This is a genomic window from Paenibacillus sp. XP01, assembly GCF_057364885.1.
Genome location: NZ_CP139481.1, coordinates 3,138,357 through 3,157,525 on the forward strand (window position 1 = coordinate 3,138,357; position 19,169 = coordinate 3,157,525).

Genomic DNA, 19,169 nt, shown 5'->3' on the forward strand with positions numbered 1-19,169 from the left:
AGATTCATTTAAGAAAAGTTTTTTAAGATGAATTTCAATAAACAGATTAAAAAGTAAAGAGGTGGATGAATCATGACAGTAAACAAATGGACCAAGTTGGTCGGGGTGGCGATATTATGTTCATCCATGTTGGCAGCATGCAGTTCGGGCAGCCAAGGAACTGCAAGCGAAACTGGCACAACCAATGAAGCGAGTACAGATAATCAAAGTACATCTGACGGAACTGCGCAAACAGCTTCATATGCGGAGGAGATCGATAAAACAAAGATCATGTCCATCTCCATCGACGCAGATGAAGATGCATGGCAGCAAATGCTCGACAATGCCACGAATGAAGAGTACATTTCTGCAGACATCACGATTAACGGAACAACGATCAAAAATGTCGGTATCCGTCCAAAGGGTAACTCCAGCCTTAGACAAGTGGCGTCAGACGATACGACGGACCGTTACAGTTTTAAAATTAAGTTCGACGAATTCGTTGAGGATCAAACGTGGGAAGGGCTTGACAAACTTGTTGTTAACAATATGATTTCGGACAGCAGCTATATGAAAGAATATTTGAGCTACGACATCATGAGTTATATCGGCGTGGATGCACCATTGTTCTCGTTCGCCAACATTAGCGTTAACGGGAACACTTGGGGACTGTATCTGGCAGTCGAAGACATCGATGGATCATATAAGGCTCGTGCCAAAAATGATGAAGGCGAAATATACAAGCCGAACAATGATGATAATGATATGGGCGGAGGCGGCATGGGTCAACCAGGAGGTAACCCGCCAACTCCAAACGAAACAACGTCTGACGGCGATCAACAGACGGATCAAGCACGGGCGGCTGGTATGGAACCGCCCGATGGTGCTGAATTTCCGGATATGTATGGGAAGCAAAGCGGATATGGCGAGAATGGTTGGCCGCAAGGTGGCATGGGGGGAAACCGTGGCCGCGGAGGCGGCATGAACGGCGGAGGCAACGGCGTTTCGCTGGAATATACCGATGATGAAATCTCCAGTTATTCTGCGATCTTCGACAATGCCAAGACGAAGACAACGGAAGAGGATGAACAGCGCGTTATTGAAGCGCTCAAAAACTTGAGCACAGGCACGGATCTGGAGAAGTACGTGGATGTGGATGCCGTACTGAAATATTTTGCGGCGCATACGGTCGTCGTAAATATGGACAGCTATACGTCCAGTATGGGACATAACTATTATTTGTATGAAAATGACGGTAAAATCAGCATGCTGCCATGGGATTACAATATGGCGTTCGGTGGCTTCCAGTCGGGCAGCGCGTCCGATGTCGTCAATCAGCCGATCGACACGCCGGTGTCCGGCGTCAGCATGGAAGAACGGCCGATCCTGAGCAAACTGTTAGAGGTGCCGGAGTATAAGGAGAAGTATCATGAATACTTGCAACAAATCATGGACGGCTACTTCGCAGATGGGAAATTTGAGGAGAAAGTACAAAGTTTGAACGACCTGATCGCAGAATCCGTGAAGGCAGATTCTACGGCGTTCGTAACGTATGACAAATACGAAGAAGCTGTAGCGGAATTGTCCAAACTGGGCACATTGCGTGCGCAAAGCATCCAAGGCCAACTGGACGGAGATATCCCTGCCACGACTCAGGAGCAGCAAGCGAATTCGAACTCCCTGATTGACGCTTCATCCATCGACTTGTCCAAATTGAGTGATGGCATGGGAGGTGGAGGACGAGGATTTGGCGGCGGCCAGCGTAAGGATCAAACTGAACAATCCACCGACACCAGCACGAGTACCAGTACCAGTACCAGTACCAGTAACAACAGCAGCACTGGCAAGGAATCTAAATAATTTAGCGAAAACATATTCACGCAATCCATGTGCAGTACGATGCTAAATGAAACAGAGTATGTTGCAATACGAAATGTCAAAGAGGTCCATGCCGAAAGGCACAGACCTCTTTGTTGCGTTTATATAAATTGAAATATATAAACCGCAAAAAACATACACACGTTAACGGAGAGGCAGAACCAATCTGGAGAAGCGAAGCGGTCGCATTTATCACCGGATTTTCCCCTTAGGAAAGGGGAATGAAAAAATCTGGGGATAACAGCGATCGGAAGATGGTACTGCACTCGCAGTGCCCTTGTGTGAATGATTAATGCGGTTTATATAGCCAACCACATGAGTTAACCTTTCACCGCACCGGCAGTAAGGCCGCTGACGATATATTTCTGGCCGAACAAATAAAGAATGAACACGGGCAGCGACGTCAGCACGAGGTTGGCGAAAATCAAGTTCCAGTCCCGGCTGTACTTGCCGTAAAAGTTGTAGATGGAAAGCGGCATCGTCCAGGTGGAGCTATCCGTCAGGAAATAAACCGGTATCGTGATATCGTTCCACACGGACATGAACACCATGATCGCAACGGTGGCGTTAACAGGCAGGATCAGCGGCGTGACGATTTTGAAAAAGACCCCGAAGACGCTCGCCCCTTCCAAAAAAGCCACTTCGTCCAGCGCTTTCGGAATCGTTTTGATGAAACCGCTGTACAGGAACACGCTAAATGCCGTATTCAGCGCGGCATAGATCAGAATGACGCTGGTGATGCTGCCGTAAAATCCAAGTCCTTGCACGACGCGAATCGTCGTGATGATGGACATTGGGGCGATCAATCCCATGAAGAAATACATATAGATCGCGCCGGAAACCTTCGTTTCCCTGCGTGCCAAAATGAACGATGCTGCCGAAGAGGCAACGATGTTAATGATGGACGAGATCCCCGTAATCCAGATGCTGTTCAAGAAAGCGCGGGATAATCCGCCTTCTTGAAATACTTTAACGTAGTTCGAGAACTGCCACTCTTTCGGGAAACTGAGTGAGAAGCTGAGCACTTCGGCACTCGTTTTGAACGAACCGAAAATCAGGATGATCAGTGGCAAAAGAATAAGCAGTGAAGCGAGAATCAGTATGCCCTCCACAATATAATTGCGAATGGCGAGTTTGCGTGTGTATCCCATGTTATTCGGTAACCTCCTTGCGCCGCATGAAAATCAGAAGCGGAATGGCGATGATGGTGACTGCCACGAACAATAGCGTATTGACCGCGGTACCAAGTCCCCAGTTGCCTTCGCCGAACGAACGCAAAATAATCGTACCGACGACCTGCGATGCATTGCCCGGGCCACCGCCGGTCATGACGTATACTTCGGAAAATACTTTGAGTCCGCCAATCAGCGTCAGCATCACGTTGATGTTGATGGCAGGCAGCAGGAGGGGCAGCGTAATTTTAAAGAAGCTTTTCCAGGAGCTTGCTCCGTCGATCCTGGCCGCTTCGTAGTATTCCTGGGAAATGGATTGCAATCCGGCCAGATAGATGGCCATTTGAAACCCGGCGCTCTGCCAGATGGACACGATGGCAATCGTCCAGATGACGAGCGAAGGATTCGTCAGCCAGGCTTGGCTAAGCGAATGCAGGCCGACCGCATCAAGTACGTTGTTAATCGTACCTTCCGTACGCAGCATCGGCGTGAACAAAATGCTGATCACAAGAATGCTGAGAATGGAAGGGGAGTAGAAAATCGCGCGCAGCAGGTTTTTCGTTTTCAATCGCATGTTCAGCGCTACCGCAAGCAGAAGACCGATGATGTTTTTGCCGGCAACCGTGACTACGGCGAAAATGGCCGTGTTTTTCAGCGCGAGAATAAGCGTTTTGTCGGAAAAGATTTTTTCGAAATTGGCCCAGCCGATAAATTTCAGGTCGATCCGGTCGAGCCGCCAGTCCGTAAACGAATAATAGAAGGCCGCAAGGGCCGGAATGACGAAAAAAATGGAGTAGATGAGGATTGCCGGAAGTATCATGTAATACGAATATAAGTTTTTTGCCCTTTTCATGTCTCACGCTCCGTTATGGCTTGGGCAGCACAACATCTGGAATGTCATGCTGCCCTTTATTTCGCTCTCTTAGAAACCGGCTACGCCTTTGTCTTGCATCAGTTGACTGAATTTCTCATCCCATGCTTTGAGCACTTCTTCCGGCGTCATGCCGCCGGCAAACTGATCCTGCAGCAAACGGTACAGCTCGCTGCGGTCAACCAGCATGTATGCATCCGTCGTCAGCACGGTTTTCTTCGGCGTAATGTAGTTGTCTACGATGTCTTGTTTGTAAGCCGGCAGCTCCGGCGTCGTTACGTCGCTGAGATTGGATACGTAGCCTTTGGAATCTACGATTTTCTGCGCTACGTCTTTGGAAGCGATGAAGTCCAGAAACTTTTTGGCTTCTTCCAAATGTTTCGCTTTTTTCGGAATGAACAGCTGACCGCCGAGTGGGCTTGCTCCCAGGCTAGCATCTTCGGATGAAGGGATCGGGAATACGCCCAATTCCATGCTCGGGTCTTGCTGGGCCACGCCTTCGATCAACCAGTCACCCATAAACATCATGGCGACTTCCTTGTTCAGGAACTTGCCAACCGCCATGTCGTAACTGTCGCTAAGCACGTCTGCGTTGGTGTACCCTTTTTTATACACTTCGTACTGCTGTTCCAGGAAGGTTTTGAATTCCGGGATGTCAGACCATTTTCTTTTGTTGCTGTTCAAGTCATCGAAGAAGGTCGGATCATTTTTGGACACAAAATCGGCAAAGGCTGCCGCAGGCCAGATGTTGGCTGCCCAAGCGTCTTTATATGGCATAAAGACCGGCGTAATGCCGCTCGCTTTGATCTTTTCGCTGACTTCCAGGAATTGATTAAAATTTTTCGGGATCGACAAGCCCAGGTCGGCAAAGATCTGTTTGTTGTACACAACGCCTTGCATACCCGTATCCTGGCTGACATGGAAGCTGTAAATATGGCCGCCTGCAGACAGAACGTCTTTGTTCACGATTCTGCTTGCCCAAGGCTCGTTATCCAGAATTTCGAAGTTGCGTTCCAGGTTTAAGTCCGTAACGGCGCTGGCCAGGTTGTATTGAATAATGTCCGGCGTTTCATCCACGGCCAGCTTGGTTTGCAGGACGGTCGTCGTTTGTTCGGCCGGAATAAGCTGCAAGTTCACGGCGATGTTGGTTTGCTTTTCGAATTCGTCCAAAATGTCCTGCTGGATAAAGGCCGAATCTTGAGAGCTTTTGGAGATGGCCAGCTCCAGCGTGACTTTGCCACCTTTGCTTTCGCCGCCTGCGGACGTTCCTGAATCCGAGCTACCCGAGCCGCATGCCGTCAACGCGATGGACAATAATCCGGCCAGAAGAACGGACGCCGTTTTTTTTCTTTGATGAATCTTCAATGCAAATCCCCCTCTAAAACGTTTGATTGAATCCGCTTACAGACCTGATTATACGTTTTCTTCCATGCAGGGTACATGTCTGTGGTTGAGCGTTGATGTGTAAAATTCTGAACTTGAAATCGCTATCATTTCATGATCACTCGTGATACAGTAAGGAATGAATGCAAACGGATTCGACAACAAGACAGAACGGGAGGCGGTCTCGCAAGTGGCCAAGTTCATGCATCGCGCAACGCAATTCAGTTTGCAAACCAAGGTGTTTCTGACGTTTCTGGCACTGCTGTTGTTTGTGCTGGGTTGTTTCCTGGTGTACGTCAATGTCGTGGTCATCCGGCCTCTTAAAGAAAAAACGGTTCAGGATATGTTGATGACGGCGACCAAAGTCAGGGAGCAGGTTGACCTTTATATTGATCATCAGAACCAGCTGTCACAGCGGCTGCTGTCGAATAAAGACATTTTCGCTACCATGGACAAAAGCTATGAGGCCCAGAACAGCTATGAGAGACTAAAGCAAATTCGCAAGTTAAAAGATATCATGTTTCAAGCGATTGGGCCTAGCATGAATATCAAGGACATGTCCATTTATGATCCAAGAGGGGTCATGCTTACTTCGTACTTGGGAGCAACCAATCGGGAGTTGTCCTTGCAGCGGACGCTGGAGGGCAGTGAGGCGGGGCGGCAGTGGTCAGGCAGCGGATTCGTGTTGCTCCGGCATGCGGACACCATTTCGTTCATCCGCTCCATCAATGATCAGAATGGCACAATATACGGTTATCTGAACATTCAAATGGACCAGGATTACGTGCAAAAGCTGACCGAAGGAGTAACGGCTGGAGAGGTCTATATCCTCAATCAATACGGAGAGCAGATGACCGGCTTGGATGAGGGTGCCCAGCAAGTGAAACAAATTGAACCCTCGTCGTCCGAGGGGCTGGATGTCGATGAGCAAGGCAATTACATAACGCATTCCCAATCTTTGCATTCGGGATGGATTACGTATATCGTTACGCCGAGAAAATCCGTATTTGGATCGGTGAATTCGGTGCAGCTGATTTCGATCCTGCTCATTACTTCCCTTATGCTGGTTTCTTTTGTGTACATTTTAGTTTCGACGCGGAACCTGCTGCTCCCCATCCGCAAGCTTCGCAGCCAGATCTGGCGCATCAATTATAGCAATATGAATTTAAAGGTTGACGATCGTCCCAAAAATAACGATTTGCTGTTGCTGAATGAAGCCTTTCAGGATTTGATGCAGCGGCTGCAGCAATCGATCGACCGGGAGAAAGTGGCGCTGCATGAAGAAGTCATGGCCCGGAATTCGGCGCTTCAGGCGCAGATCGCACCTCATTTCATTCATAATGTGTTATACCTCATCAGCATTGCAGCCCAAGAGGGCAAAACGAACGTTGTTTCCGATATGTGCAAACATTTGTCGGACAGCTTGCGTTATATCGTATCTTCTCCATACGCGCATGTGACTTTAGCCGATGAGCTTGAACATACGAGGCATTACTTGTCGTTGGTTCAACAGAAGTACGAGGAAGATTTGGAATGGGAGATCGTATCGGACGACTTGTCCAACGAAATTCAATTGCCGAGACTGGTGATTCAGCCCTTTGTCGAAAATTGCATTGAGCATGCATTTATGAATACGGCTCCTCCTTGGAGCATCCGGATTACCGTAAAACAATTCAACGGTTTATGGGCTTTGGAGATCAGAGACAACGGGGACGGATTCAGGGCGGAGAAAATACAGGAAATTATGAACAATATTCGAGAGAACGCTTCGAATGCGAGTCAAAGACAAAGCCGGCATACCGGGCTGGGCAACATGGGGATCGTCAACAGCGTCAACCGGCTCCAGCTGATGTATGCCAATCGGCTTATGTTTAATATTTTCAATCACCATTCTGATCAGGAAAAAGGCGCAACGGTACAGATTATTGGCTCCATGAGCCAAGATTTTTACCAAGAGTAGGAGGCGGAAGAGATGTACAACGTCATCATTGTAGAGGACAGCAAACCGATCTTGCGCAACATTAAGACCCTGTTGGATGCGCTCGACATGCCGCTTCGGGTCGTCGCCACGGCAACGAACGGAGAGGAGGCGCTTGAGGCGATACGCCATGAGTCCATCCATATATTGCTGACGGATATCCGGATGCCCAAAATGGACGGATTATCATTGATTGAACAGGTCAAACAACTGCACCCGAATCTTAAAGTGGTGCTGATCAGTGGTTATAGCGATTTTGAATATACGCGCAAAGCGTTGAATCTGCAGGTGTTTGATTATTTGCTCAAACCGGTGGATCTCAAAGCGCTGGAAGAGGTCATGGCTCGCGTCATCGACCAGTTGAACCGGCAAATGCCCAATGATGCGGAGCTGTTGAAGGATATCGTAGCCCCCGAGTTATACGCGAACTTCAAGCTGGGAGAAGACCTGTCCTTGGTCGGACAGGTGATGTTTGTTCTTCGCAGACAGCCTTTCACAGGCGGAGGCCAACAGTGGGGAAGAGAGACGATCCTGTATGCGCTGACGGAATATTTGGCTCCTTATCCTTGCAAGGCGTTTCCGGCGCAGAGCTCGCAACAAATCATTGCGTTCGTAAACCGTGCCGTTCTGGATCGTTACTCATCCGTGTATGAGTGCCTCGAATCCGTTCGGCGGCACTTATCGAAGCAGGGCATGGACGTAATGATCGGAGGACAGCTGTTAACCGGCGAATCCGGCAGATTGCCGGAGTTATACCATCGGATCTCCGGAATTATTGGGGAGCAGCAGCGGATCAATCAGGGATGTGCGCTGGATACGGGGAATCCCGTTTCGCTTGCCCGTTCGGAAACAGGAAGCATGGGCATCGCTCCGGAAACGGACGTTGTGCGCATGATCCAACGGAATCAAAAGGAACGTTTTCAACTGAAGCTGTCCGAGCTGCTGGTGAAATGGAAGGAAAATAATGTACAGCTGGCGGAGCTGGAACGATTCATCGGTTTATTGGTCGATACGTTTGCCCATTTGCTGGAGGAGCGGGGGTCGGGGATTCGGCTTGGTCTTGAAGCACGTGCTAAACAGCTGCTTGAAGAAACGAATTATGCCGATTTTGGCATTGCGTTCATGGCGTGGACCGGACAATGCTTCGACATGCTGCAATCGCATTCCCGCAAAAGCAGAGAGGTGCTGTTCGAACAGATTGACGAATATATGAAAATGAACCGATACTCGTCATTGTCGATCAATGACCTTGCCGTAAAATTTCACGTGAGTCCGTCATATATTAGCAGAGTCATTAAAAACTTTACCCAGAGTACGTTTGTTCAGTATTATACAGGGTTGAAAATCAAAGAAGCATGCCGGCTGATGGAGAGCAAACCGCACATGAAGTTCAGGGAGCTGTCCGACCTGCTGGCATTCAGCGATCAGCACTATTTTTCCAAAGTGTTCAAAGAATACACGGGATTCACGCCCACAGAGTATAAGGAGCATAAAAGGGAGGGATCAAGGTGAGTGAAAACAAGGAAACGCCGGAATACATGAGGGAACGTTTAATTCAAGAAGAACAACGTAAAGATTCTCCGATGGTGGTATTTAAGGACGGTATGGATCGGGCCGCGGGCGGCAGCCTGTCGGAACTGATGCGCGGTTTGGGGTGGAAGGGAACCTTGATCGTTGTGCTGGTGCTTGTCGTTGCGATCATCGTAATGCCGAGGTTTTTTTGAATGGGCGTGTGGATCGAGGTGAAGTCGCCAAAGCAGGTGTTTTTTTAGGAAGGTTCAATAGAACTATTGGAACAGGAGGCAGATTTGGATAAAATATCCTTGATTCTAATCACATTCGCTTGGAAGGAGAAATACAAGATGACGGGTACCGAGAAGAGGAAAGGCATCATTCTACGAAGAGGTGGGCTGCTGGCCTTAAGCTTGCTGCTGATGTCCCTGGTCCTTCTGCCGGCGGGTTCCGCCCAGGCTGCAGACAGCAAATGGATCAACCAGATATGGGACAAATACAAGGCGTATAACAAGAAAACGGTCTCAAATTATAACGCTTATATGAAAAAGGCGACGGATACATACAAAGCCTATCTTCAGAAACAAAACAGCCGCCTGGACGAACTGGAAAGCATTGTTTTGGAAGACCAAAAAAAGTGGAAAGAATGGCTGAAGGCGGATTTGGCGAAACTTACGGAAAAATACGGGGATAACCGCGAGCTGCGGGATGCATTGAATCAGTACGAACGCGATATCAATCCGAACTCGCTCAGCAGCCCCATGGGTCTTTACTCCCGGGCGGCCAACCGCAATTCCCTGAGCAGCACGATGGGCATATACGACCGCGCAATCAACAAGAACGCACTGACCAGCTACATGGCCGAATATAAAAAAGCGGTTGATCCAGACAGTTTAACCAGTCCCGCTTTTGCGCTGAAAAAAACGGTATCGGATCGTTACCTCACCAGCCCGATGTATCTTTTAATGAAAAACTCCAGCACTGACTACCTCACCAGCCCGTTGTATCGTTATTCGATCGGAAAGATCAGCAAATCCAAAGCACAGCAGCAATACAGCAAACTGTATAAAGACTATACCGCCCAAATTTCCAGGGATACTGCGGCTTACAAAAAGGAGATCGCCGAAAAGGTCGCATCCGCCGATCTGAAGATTCAGAAGCTTTATCTGGAAACCATCCAGGCGCTCGAGAAGCAGCGTAATGCAACGCTGCAAAACATTTCCGACCAGCGCAAAAAAATGGGCGAGGAAGGATTGACCTGGGAGCCACTGCTAGTAATCCCCGCAAAAAAGTGAATGGTAACCCTCAAGATGGACACTTTGAAAAAAAGGGACCGTCCTGCCGATTTTTATATGTTGAGGACAGGAACTTGGTTCCCGTGCCTTTAAAGGACGATAGCTGTTAGCCGAGGAGGCAGTCAAGGACAAATGCTTGTCCTTGGCTGCCTTTTGTCATCCAACTTACGGCCGGCTCATCGCGGTTTCCCCGGTTCGTGTCAGCTCAAGCAGGCCATATGGCTCAAGAAGCTGAAGCAGGGCATTGTTTTGCGCCATCTCGCCGACAACCTGCACAACGAGCGCGTCCAGACCGACGTCGGCAATGGTGCATCGAAACGTTTCCGCGATCGAGCCAATTTCCTGCCGCTGGGCAGGCGTCGCCTTCAGCTTCACGAGCATCAATTCCCGCGACAGCTTGGGAGCGGGATCAAGCGAATGGACTTGGATTACGTCGACCAGCTTGCTCAACTGCAAGATCAGCTGATCGCGCATTTGACGGTTGCCCGCGGTGACGATCGTCATCCGCGACAAACCTTCGAGCTCACAGCCGCCTACCGTAATACTCTCGATATTATATCCTCTGCGGCTGAATAAGTTGGCGACCCGCTGCAGCACCCCCGGATGATCATTGGTCAATACGGAAATGGTATGTCTATCCATTGGTTATCTCTTCCCCCGTCATCATATCGCTCAGCGCCATCCCTTGCGGCACCATAGGATATACTAGCTCATCCCGATCGACCACAAAATCGATCAGAACAGGTCCTTCCGTTTCCATTGCAAGCTGCCACACCCGTTGTGCTTCCTCTGGGTTCTGCGCCCTTAATCCCGTTATGCCGTAAGCTTCCGCGAGTTTGACGAAATCCGGACTGCCGGACAAATCGATATGGCTGTGGCGTCCTTCATAGACAAGCTCCTGCCACTGTTTGATCATGCCCAGCGTGCGATTGTTGATCACAACAATCTTCACCGGGATTTGGTGGATGGCGCACACCGCCAGTTCCTGTGCGCACATCTGCATTCCGCCGTCGCCATTGATCGATATGACAGTGCGCCCGGGATTACCGATTTGAGCGCCAATCGCAGCGGGAAAGCCGAATCCCATCGTACCGAGGCCGCCTGAAGTGATCAGCGTACGGGGGTGGTTAAAGCGGCCGAACAGCGCGGTCCACATTTGGTGCTGTCCGACGTCCGTCGTGATAATGGCTTCGCCCCCGGTGGTTTCGGCAATCATCTCGATGACATATTGGGGCTTCAGTTCCTGTCCGTCTTTGCGGTAACGCGGCGGGTGAAGCATTTTCATCCGGTTCAGCTCGGAAACCCACGATGCGGTTTGGTTGGCATGGCCGTACGTACCTGAATCTGCCCGCAGCTCATCAAGCAGTGCGCGGAGTACCGTGCAGGCATCCCCCGTAACCGAGATGGACGAAGGCACCAGCTTGCCAATCTCGGCGGCGTCAATGTCGATGTGGGCAATGACCGCCTGCGGAGCAAAGCCGTCAAGCCTCATGGTCACCCGGTCATCAAACCGGGAACCAACGACGACAAGCAAGTCGCACTGCAATAAAGCCCGGTTGGCGGTAACCGTTCCATGCATGCCTGCCATGCCGAGCGAAAGAGGATCATCGGAAGGAAATCCCCCGATTCCGAGCAGCGTGGTCGTCACCGGGATGCCGCAGTGACGAGCCAGTTCCGACAGCGCCTGTTCAGCCCCGGCGTGGATAATGCCTGCCCCCGCCAGAATGAGCGGTTTCCTGGCACTCCGCAGAACGGCGGCCAACCTGCCGATTTGATCCGGTCGGACAAAGGGAAGCGGTTGGTAGCCCCGTATGGAGATTTCCTCAGGATATATAAACTCTGTCATCTCAGCGGAAACGTCTTTCGGGATATCGACCAGCACCGGTCCTTTTCGTCCGGAATTGGCCAAATGAAACGCTTCACGAAGCACTCGGGGCAGTTCATCCGCCGTACGTACCATATAGCTGTGTTTGGTCACCGGCAGGGTCATACCGACGATATCGGCTTCTTGGAAAGCGTCGGTGCCAAGCAGCGACGTAGCCACATTGCCGGTTATAACGACCAGCGGAATGCTGTCCATATGAGCGGTCGCAATGCCGGTGATCAGATTCGTTGCACCAGGTCCCGATGTTGCCAGACAAACTCCTGTCCTGCCAGTGGAGCGGGCGTATCCGTCTGCGGCGTGAATGGCTCCTTGTTCATGTCTGGTCAGGATATGCTTGAAATCCGGGTTTCCATGCATCGCATCATATATATACAGCACGGCGCCCCCAGGATACCCGAAGACACATTCAACCCCTTCAAGAAGCAGGGTGCGCAGCAGTATCTCCGATCCGCTGATTCGGTCTCTCTTTAACAAACGTTCACGATCCGTTGGATTCATGCACATTCACTCCCTTCATTTACACGGTAACATGCGGAAACGAAGGAGAGTACTACCCATCCTGTTACTTTGATAGTATACTTTTGGCTAATAATTTAACCGGGAGCGTACCGAACATGGAAACGATAAGGGATGTCATGATCAGGCTTGGTGCCGAGGAATTTACGGGGAGAGCCTTCGAATGCCAATATTTCGGCAGGATGCTGGAAGCCGGCAGGGAGGGAACGGCACAAATATTAAACGTGCACGGCACGGGCGGAATCGGCAAAACCACGCTGCTGACGCGCTTTAGCCGCTTGGCGGACAATGTCGGTGCCGGGTTCGTGCGGATGGACATGCAGGATTATATGGGCAGCCCGGACCTTTTTATGCAGGATCTGGCGTCCAGACTGGACTCGGATGGGCAAAGACCTATGGGGACAGTGACTGCAGAACGAATTATCGAGCATCTCCACAACAGCGCGGCGGGAAAAAGGATCGTGCTCGCACTGGATCAATACGAGGAGGCCGGAAGCCTTGATTCTTGGCTCCGTGAAACCTTTTTCCCCCTTCTCCGGTCCGACCTGCTGATCGTCATTGCGGGGAGGTACCCGCTGGGCGGCCCCTGGAAGCTGTCTTCGTTATGGAGGAGGCTGATCGTTAATCTTCCGCTGTCCGAATTGCAGTATGAGGAGGCTATAACCTATCTCCGGCGGCAGGGAATCACGGACGAGTCGTTGATCGACCGGCTGTGGCTGATCTCATCAGGGCATCCGCTTTCCTTGTCGCTGCTCGCTGTCAATACGGGAAGCGGCCAATTCCGCAGTAGCGCTAAGCGGGAAACGCACGCGGAACTGCTGCAATATTGGCTTGAGGAGGTGCCTGACGAAACGCTCCGGTCCTTGGTATATGCGGCATCCGTTCCACGGAGCTTCGATCTCGAAATGCTGCAGCGGATGATGGAGGCAGAGCTGCCTCGCGAAGTATTCGAACGTTTGATCAAGCTTTCCTTTGTCGGAAGCTCTGCGAGAGGATGGCAGCTGCATGACCTTGTCCGTGACGCTGCCCGGCAGAGTTTTCGGGAACGGCAGCCGGATACGTTCGCGCTGTACCTTGAGCGGCTGATCGCGGTTCTTAACGAACGGATCCGTTCAAAAATGGAGGGGGGATCAAGCGCCGCTGCGGATATATACGAGTTGATCAGCCACACCGGCCATCCGATTCTGCGCGCACATTTTCGGTACAATCGCAGCTCGGCAAATTATTGGGAGCCGGTGACGGAGCAGACACTGCCGGAAATGGAGAAGTATATCGAACGGCGGAAAGCCGCGGCCAAGACGGCCAGAATCGTATGCTCCGATCCGGACAGTGATGAGTGGTTCCGATATGAGTTGACGGGGCAAGAGAGCCTGCTCCGGTTAACCGGATGGCATCCAGCCGAATTGACCGCATTTGGGCTGGATTCGTTCCGTCTGCTGCGGGGACCGGATGGCGACGTTCTCGGGCTGGCGGCAATGCTGTCCGTTCGGGCCGATACGCTGCCGTATTTACTGCGGAACCCGCTTTCGGCTCCTTGCTTCCGTTTGTTAACGGAGGCACATGATCCGCAGGAGAACGAGACATGCAAATTTATATTCGCCGTAGATGTGATGGACCCGGAAAGCCGCGAATTGCGTTCGGACAGCGTTAATCTGATCATGGAACACGTTTTATCAGGGACTTTGCTCATCGCTTGCCCTCCGGCATTGCCCTTTTACCGGGATTCCCATATCAGCATGGGCTTTGAACCCTTACTCGGCATAGAATGTCCTTATGTTTACAACGGCGGCGTTCAGGCCGCAGCGTACCGTTTGGATACCCGTGGGAACAAGCTGCACGCATTTTTGGAGAAGGCGGCAAGTTTACGAACGGAAAATGGTTCAATGAAAGAACATCCTCATTCGGCTCGGCGAAAAGCGGAGGGCTCCCTGATAAGCCGACTAACCCCGCGGGAGCTTGAAGTAGCCGAACGCATTGCCAGCGGGTCCACGAATAAGGAAATTGCCGGCTCGCTGTTTATTAGCGAAGCGGCCGTCAAGAAACATCTGAATGCGATGCTGCAAAAGACGGGCCTAAAGAACCGTACGCAAATTGCTGCCGAGCTGCTGAATTCGCGGACAGACCTTTAAATAATGCAATCCCATTTAGGCTGCCATTTAAGTCCGGTGATGAACCGGGCTTTTTGTTTGCGGTTATGAAGCTTTATCCACTTTATTTAACCCCGAGTTAAAATGGAATGCGAAAATGATCGTTATACTGTTGGTATATAAACCGTACTTATCAATCACACTAGGGCACTGCGAGTACAGTACCATCTTTCGAGCGTCATTATCCCCAGATTTTTTCGAATCCCTTTTTCAAAAGGGAAAATCCGGTGATAAGCCTATGCTTCCGATGCAGCTTTCTTTCAGAAAGCTTTTAAGCGCACGCTTTGCTTCTTCGGATCGGTTCTGTCTCTCCGTTAACGTGTGTATGTTTTTTGCGCTTTATATTGTCGGGAAAAGGGAATAGATTTACTTCTCTGACACTGTGAAATGAATCGGATCGTGCAAACGAATGGTACAGGAGGAATCAAAAACGCGTGGAAAACAATAAAGTCGTAACCCCGCATGAACCGAAAAGCAAACTCAAAGCCCTTCTTGAAGTGTTGACCGTATCCACCAAACTCGGCCTGACTTCATTCGGAGGACCGATTGCCCATCTGGGGTATTTTCATGAGGAATACGTGCGCCGCCGAAAGTGGATGGATGAACGTAGTTATGCGGATTTAGTAGCATTGTGTCAGTTTTTGCCTGGCCCTGCCAGCAGTCAAGTAGGGATTGGCATTGGCGTCATCCGTGCCGGATTGCTTGGGGGATTGACGGCCTGGCTAGGTTTTACGCTTCCATCAGTCATTGCTCTGATGTTGTTCGCTCTCCTTTTGCAAGGGATGGATATTGGAAGTGCAGGCTGGATTCATGGTCTTAAAATCGTTGCTGTTGCCATTGTCGCACAGGCCGTGCTTGGGATGGGGCAAAAACTGACGCCTGACCGCAGCAGGGCAACCCTTGCTATGGTTACCGCTTCCGTAATCCTCTTGTGGCAAACGGCCTTCACTCAAATCCTGATGATTGTTATTGCAGGCATCCTTGGAATGATGCAATATCGTAAAACAGCAGCTTCTGAGATGACAGACTTGTCCGTACCCGTTAGCCGTAAATTCGCCCTTTTCTGTATAGCTGCCTTTGTTGGACTTCTTTTTCTTCTCCCTTGGCTTAGCCCGTTGGATCGCTCGGGCTGGCTGTCTTTCTTTGATCGCTTCTACCGATCGGGAGCGCTTGTGTTTGGCGGTGGTCACGTCGTTCTTCCGCTGTTGGAACGTGAAGTCGTCCCTACAGGTCTGGTCAGCGAGTCCGACTTTTTGGCAGGGTACGGTGCGGCACAGGCTGTACCTGGGCCACTATTCACCTTTGCTGGATATTTGGGAACAATGATAAGCGGGTTTACAGGCGCTTTGATTGCCACGCTCGCTATATTTTTGCCTGCATTTCTTTTGGTCGTAGGTGCACTGCCCTTCTGGAATTCTTTACGCAAAAGCTCAAAAATGCAAGGAGCTTTAACCGGGATTAACGCAGCCGTTGTAGGCATCCTGTTGGCGGCGCTGTATGATCCGCTTTGGACTACGGCGATTGTGGCCCCTGCTGATTTTGCGCTGGCATCCATTTTATTTCTGCTGCTCGTTTTTTGGAAAGTACCGCCGTGGATCGTTGTTGTTGCTGGCGCCTTGGGAGGTACGATCATTAATTTCATTTAACCTTGTTTTAATTAATTATTCCAACAACGAAGGTGAAACCGGCGTAAAATTGGGCTGGTTTCACCTTTTTGATCGCTATTTATATTATTACAATATATGAAAAATTCACAACAGAAAAAACAATCTCCGCTCATCATATTTACGAATCCATACACATTCCCACGCCCATCGAAAAACCGCATGATGTGCCACACTCCTTTCAAAAAAGCAAATATACCCTCTACCATTATCATGGCATATATAGATTGAATTAGACATTTACACAAAAACGGAGAGGTCAGAAAGAATCTGGAGAAGCGAAGCGTTCTAAAAGCTTTCTGAAAGAAAGCTGCATCGTAAGCATAAGCTTATCACCGGATTTTGCCCTTGAAATAAGGGGATCACAAAAATCTGGGGATAACAGCGATCGGAAGATGGTTCTGACCACGTAGTGACTCGGTGTAAAAATCAATGGTTCCAGCTTATATAATAAAAAAAGTGAAGAAAAATTCGCTCTCGCTTGTCTAATAGATATCTCATCCAGAAAGGAGCGTCAGGGGTGAACGAGCATGAACTGTTTCAAACTTACAGCAAAGATGTTTATCGTACCTGCCTGTACATGCTGAAGAACAGCCAGGATGCGGAAGACGCTTGCCACGACGTATTCGTCATCGTGTTCCGCCAGGACTGGAGAAGCGTGACCTATCTGAAAAGCTGGATTATGCGCATTGCGATGAACCAGTGTCTGAACGTGATCCGAAAAAACAAAGTCAAACATGACAAGCAGCATCAATTGCAAGCACTGCACGACCAGATGAGCCAAAAAACCGATGCGGTGGACAACATCGTCATGACCAAATTTTCGAACGAGGAATTGGAGAAACAACTGCAGATGCTGCCGGACAAGCTGCGCAGCGTCATGACGCTGCGATTTATCGGTGATCTTACCATTGCCGAGATCGCGGCAGCGCTAGGCATACCCCAAGGGACGGTAAATTCAAGGCTGCACAAGGCTCTGAAGTTGATCCGAAAGAAGATGGAGAGTTACGAAAAACGCACCATGAGAGGAGAGAGTTATGTTGGACTCCGTTGAAACCAAGGTTAAAGCCCATATGAATCATGCAAATCACGTAAATTATCCTGATTTTGACCAAATGTTTGCCAGCATTCAAAAGGACGAATTACGCATGGGCATTGAGGGCGTTGACTCACGCAACAGGTCAAAAACGAAAACGGCCATCGTGCTTGGTTTATCGGCTGCCATGCTTGCAACTCCCGTCTATGCGGCCTTCCAATACGATTGGAGCAGCATCCTTTCCACCAAATCGGGCATCGAATCCGCGCTAAAGGCCGGTTACGGACAAGTCATCGAACAAAGCGTGACGAACCATGGAGTTACTTTAACGGTTCACACCGCTTTTACCGATGAAAACAGAACCGTTCTGTTGTATACGCTAAAGCCGGAAGCACACATGAACGGACAAGAAGTCAGATATGACGAGATCGTGCTTAAAGACGCCAACGGGACGCCGCTTGGAGGACGTTATTATCAGGAGTGGAACGCGGAGCAGGGCGTATATCAAGGTTATTACGAAACAGAGCAGGTGATGGACAAGCCGCAGTCACAGCTTCAATTCTCCATTACCAACGTACGTTATCTTCAAGATGTGCAGCAATCCATTGCGTTGGACCCTGCGGATTCGGGCACACAGAGGTTCGATATTCAGAAAGACGGAATTTTATCGGTTGAAGTGCAGTCCTTCAAACATGCGGAAGGAGAGACGAGAATTCAATCCAGCGTGATCTTTGCTCAACCTGAATTGAAGGCTCAAACCTGGGCAAGAATTATGGCCTATGACAAGGATCAGAACCTCATCAAAGAAACAGAAAGCCCGGGTTATGGCACGGACGGCCCAACGGGGGAATACTTCAGCAGGCAGATATTCGATGAACAGAAATGGCAGCAACAGGGAAACCGTTTCACCTTTGCGTACACACATGAACAGGCACGAACGGAGGGCACATGGAGCATGGATCTGTCTTTGTCGGGGCAGCAAATGGAGACAGGGGCTTTCAAGAAGGCACTGAACCTACCGCTGCTTGACCATCCTTCCAAAGTGGACATCAACGAACTTGTTGTGACGCCAACGCAGATTCGCGTAACGTTGAACCATGATGAAGAATACTTCAGATTGCCATACCGGACTTATCAACTGGAGGTCGGCGGAAAAATCATGGACGGTTACGTCAATGTCGAGGGAACACCCGATCCCCACCAGACCGAGTTGAGGTTTGAACAGAACGACTCCATCCTGATGGACATGGACGAACTCGTCAACAAACCGATGACATTGATCGCGAAAGAGCGCGTAGACGAACATGCGGGGAGCAGAGTGCCCATCCGTTTGCAAAACATTTCGGAACAACCCCGGACGGTGACAACGGATTATGAAGGATTTCCGATCAAGTGGACCTATTACAGCAAGGACGGGAATCTGTATGTCGATTCGGAAAGCACGGACGATACCTTTGGCGGGATCAACCAAACCTATTTCCTGAGCGGGGGCGACAAACAGTATTCGACGCCACAGTTTTATAACGATGCCGAAAACAAGCATACAGATGTGTTCAAAAACGTACATGCTGCTGAGCTGGATTTGTATGTGCACAACTATACCACCAGACAGAAACAGGATGAGCTGCGCATTCCGCTTACGACAACAAAGTGATATTTATCCATAGAAGTTAGTAACAGAACGATCCTTTTCACAATATCGTATGAATTTCCTAAAGAGCTGCCTGCTGGCAGCTTTTTTAGCTTATATATAACCGAAAAAACATACACACGCATTTTAGTGCGTTTATTTAACTGTCACTTTGCCCAAAAGGGAAGCGCGTTTGCCCGTTCAGACAATGTATTAAATGTGG

General features: G+C 49.9%; 14 protein-coding genes. 9 read left to right on the top strand and 5 right to left on the bottom strand.

Annotated elements, in window-relative coordinates:
- The first annotated feature begins 72 nt into the window (after positions 1 to 72).
- Positions 73 to 1,839, top strand: a complete 1,767-nt coding sequence (locus SNR34_RS14465; protein ID WP_486182235.1) for a CotH kinase family protein — start codon at positions 73 to 75, stop codon at positions 1,837 to 1,839.
- A gap of 338 nt (positions 1,840 to 2,177) precedes the next feature.
- Here the strand turns inward: SNR34_RS14465 and SNR34_RS14470 are convergent, their stop codons facing one another.
- The 3 genes from SNR34_RS14470 to SNR34_RS14480 all read right to left on the bottom strand — a co-directional run bounded on the left by SNR34_RS14470 (position 2,178) and on the right by SNR34_RS14480 (position 5,265).
- Entirely contained in the window at positions 2,178 to 3,008 is an 831-nt protein-coding gene (locus SNR34_RS14470) for a carbohydrate ABC transporter permease (protein ID WP_236413844.1), read from the bottom strand.
- A gap of 1 nt (position 3,009) precedes the next feature.
- Positions 3,010 to 3,882: a carbohydrate ABC transporter permease gene (locus SNR34_RS14475; protein ID WP_236413846.1), complete on the bottom strand. Its 873-nt coding sequence runs from the start codon at positions 3,880 to 3,882 to the stop codon at positions 3,010 to 3,012.
- A 69-nt stretch (positions 3,883 to 3,951) separates the two neighbouring features.
- Entirely contained in the window at positions 3,952 to 5,265 is a 1,314-nt protein-coding gene (locus SNR34_RS14480; RefSeq protein ID WP_486182236.1) for an ABC transporter substrate-binding protein, read from the bottom strand.
- 157 nt (positions 5,266 to 5,422) lie between these two features.
- On the opposite strand from SNR34_RS14480, the gene SNR34_RS14485 reads away from it, so the two are divergent.
- From SNR34_RS14485 to SNR34_RS14500, 4 genes are all read left to right on the top strand, one after another.
- Positions 5,423 to 7,243 carry a cache domain-containing sensor histidine kinase gene (locus SNR34_RS14485; RefSeq protein WP_486182237.1) on the top strand — a complete coding sequence of 607 codons (1,821 nt, stop codon included), beginning with the start codon at positions 5,423 to 5,425 and terminating at the stop codon, positions 7,241 to 7,243.
- 12 nt (positions 7,244 to 7,255) lie between these two features.
- Positions 7,256 to 8,773 carry a response regulator gene (locus SNR34_RS14490; protein ID WP_486182238.1) on the top strand — a complete coding sequence of 506 codons (1,518 nt, stop codon included), beginning with the start codon at positions 7,256 to 7,258 and terminating at the stop codon, positions 8,771 to 8,773.
- On the top strand, positions 8,770 to 8,985 hold the full coding sequence (locus SNR34_RS14495; protein WP_339278081.1) for a DUF6366 family protein: 216 nt from the start codon (positions 8,770 to 8,772) through the stop codon (positions 8,983 to 8,985). The genes SNR34_RS14490 and SNR34_RS14495 overlap by 4 nt, the downstream gene beginning before the upstream one ends.
- Positions 8,986 to 9,069: 84 nt before the next feature.
- The gene (locus SNR34_RS14500; protein ID WP_486182239.1) at positions 9,070 to 10,068 is read left to right on the top strand and encodes a hypothetical protein; all 999 of its coding nucleotides are present in this window, start codon (positions 9,070 to 9,072) and stop codon (positions 10,066 to 10,068) included.
- 165 nt (positions 10,069 to 10,233) lie between these two features.
- Here SNR34_RS14500 and ilvN read toward each other — a convergent pair whose 3' ends face one another.
- Positions 10,234 to 10,710 (bottom strand): acetolactate synthase small subunit, encoded by a 477-nt coding sequence (gene ilvN, locus SNR34_RS14505; RefSeq protein WP_486182240.1) that lies wholly within the window; start codon positions 10,708 to 10,710, stop codon positions 10,234 to 10,236.
- Positions 10,703 to 12,451, bottom strand: a complete 1,749-nt coding sequence (ilvB, locus tag SNR34_RS14510; RefSeq protein WP_486182241.1) for a biosynthetic-type acetolactate synthase large subunit — start codon at positions 12,449 to 12,451, stop codon at positions 10,703 to 10,705. The genes ilvN and ilvB overlap by 8 nt, the downstream gene beginning before the upstream one ends.
- 116 nt (positions 12,452 to 12,567) lie before the next feature.
- Here ilvB and SNR34_RS14515 point away from each other — a divergent pair, with 116 nt between their 5' ends.
- The 4 genes from SNR34_RS14515 to SNR34_RS14530 all read left to right on the top strand — a co-directional run bounded on the left by SNR34_RS14515 (position 12,568) and on the right by SNR34_RS14530 (position 18,970).
- Entirely contained in the window at positions 12,568 to 14,598 is a 2,031-nt protein-coding gene (locus SNR34_RS14515; RefSeq protein WP_486182242.1) for a LuxR C-terminal-related transcriptional regulator, read from the top strand.
- 452 nt (positions 14,599 to 15,050) lie between these two features.
- A complete protein-coding gene (locus SNR34_RS14520) occupies positions 15,051 to 16,262 on the top strand; it encodes a chromate transporter (RefSeq protein ID WP_486182243.1) in 1,212 nt (403 codons plus the stop codon).
- Positions 16,263 to 16,800: 538 nt separating this feature from the next.
- Positions 16,801 to 17,334 carry an RNA polymerase sigma factor gene (locus SNR34_RS14525; RefSeq protein WP_339278087.1) on the top strand — a complete coding sequence of 178 codons (534 nt, stop codon included), beginning with the start codon at positions 16,801 to 16,803 and terminating at the stop codon, positions 17,332 to 17,334.
- A gap of 19 nt (positions 17,335 to 17,353) precedes the next feature.
- Positions 17,354 to 18,970 (top strand): DUF4179 domain-containing protein, encoded by a 1,617-nt coding sequence (locus SNR34_RS14530; protein ID WP_486182244.1) that lies wholly within the window; start codon positions 17,354 to 17,356, stop codon positions 18,968 to 18,970.
- Positions 18,971 to 19,169 lie beyond the last annotated feature (199 nt).

What these genes read in the sequence shown, in the direction of transcription:
- SNR34_RS14485 (WP_486182237.1), top strand. Translation starts at nt 5,423, where the DNA reads ATGAATGCAAACGGATTCGACAACAAGACAGAACGGGAGGCGGTCTCG.
- SNR34_RS14490 (WP_486182238.1), top strand. Translation starts at nt 7,256, where the DNA reads ATGTACAACGTCATCATTGTAGAGGACAGCAAACCGATCTTGCGCAAC.
- SNR34_RS14530 (WP_486182244.1), top strand. Translation starts at nt 17,354, where the DNA reads ATGAATCATGCAAATCACGTAAATTATCCTGATTTTGACCAAATGTTT.
- ilvN (WP_486182240.1), bottom strand. Translation starts at nt 10,710, where the DNA reads ATGGATAGACATACCATTTCCGTATTGACCAATGATCATCCGGGGGTG.
- ilvB (WP_486182241.1), bottom strand. Translation starts at nt 12,451, where the DNA reads ATGAATCCAACGGATCGTGAACGTTTGTTAAAGAGAGACCGAATCAGC.
- SNR34_RS14515 (WP_486182242.1), top strand. Translation starts at nt 12,568, where the DNA reads ATGGAAACGATAAGGGATGTCATGATCAGGCTTGGTGCCGAGGAATTT.
- SNR34_RS14470 (WP_236413844.1), bottom strand. Translation starts at nt 3,008, where the DNA reads ATGGGATACACACGCAAACTCGCCATTCGCAATTATATTGTGGAGGGC.
- SNR34_RS14475 (WP_236413846.1), bottom strand. Translation starts at nt 3,882, where the DNA reads ATGAAAAGGGCAAAAAACTTATATTCGTATTACATGATACTTCCGGCA.
- SNR34_RS14465 (WP_486182235.1), top strand. Translation starts at nt 73, where the DNA reads ATGACAGTAAACAAATGGACCAAGTTGGTCGGGGTGGCGATATTATGT.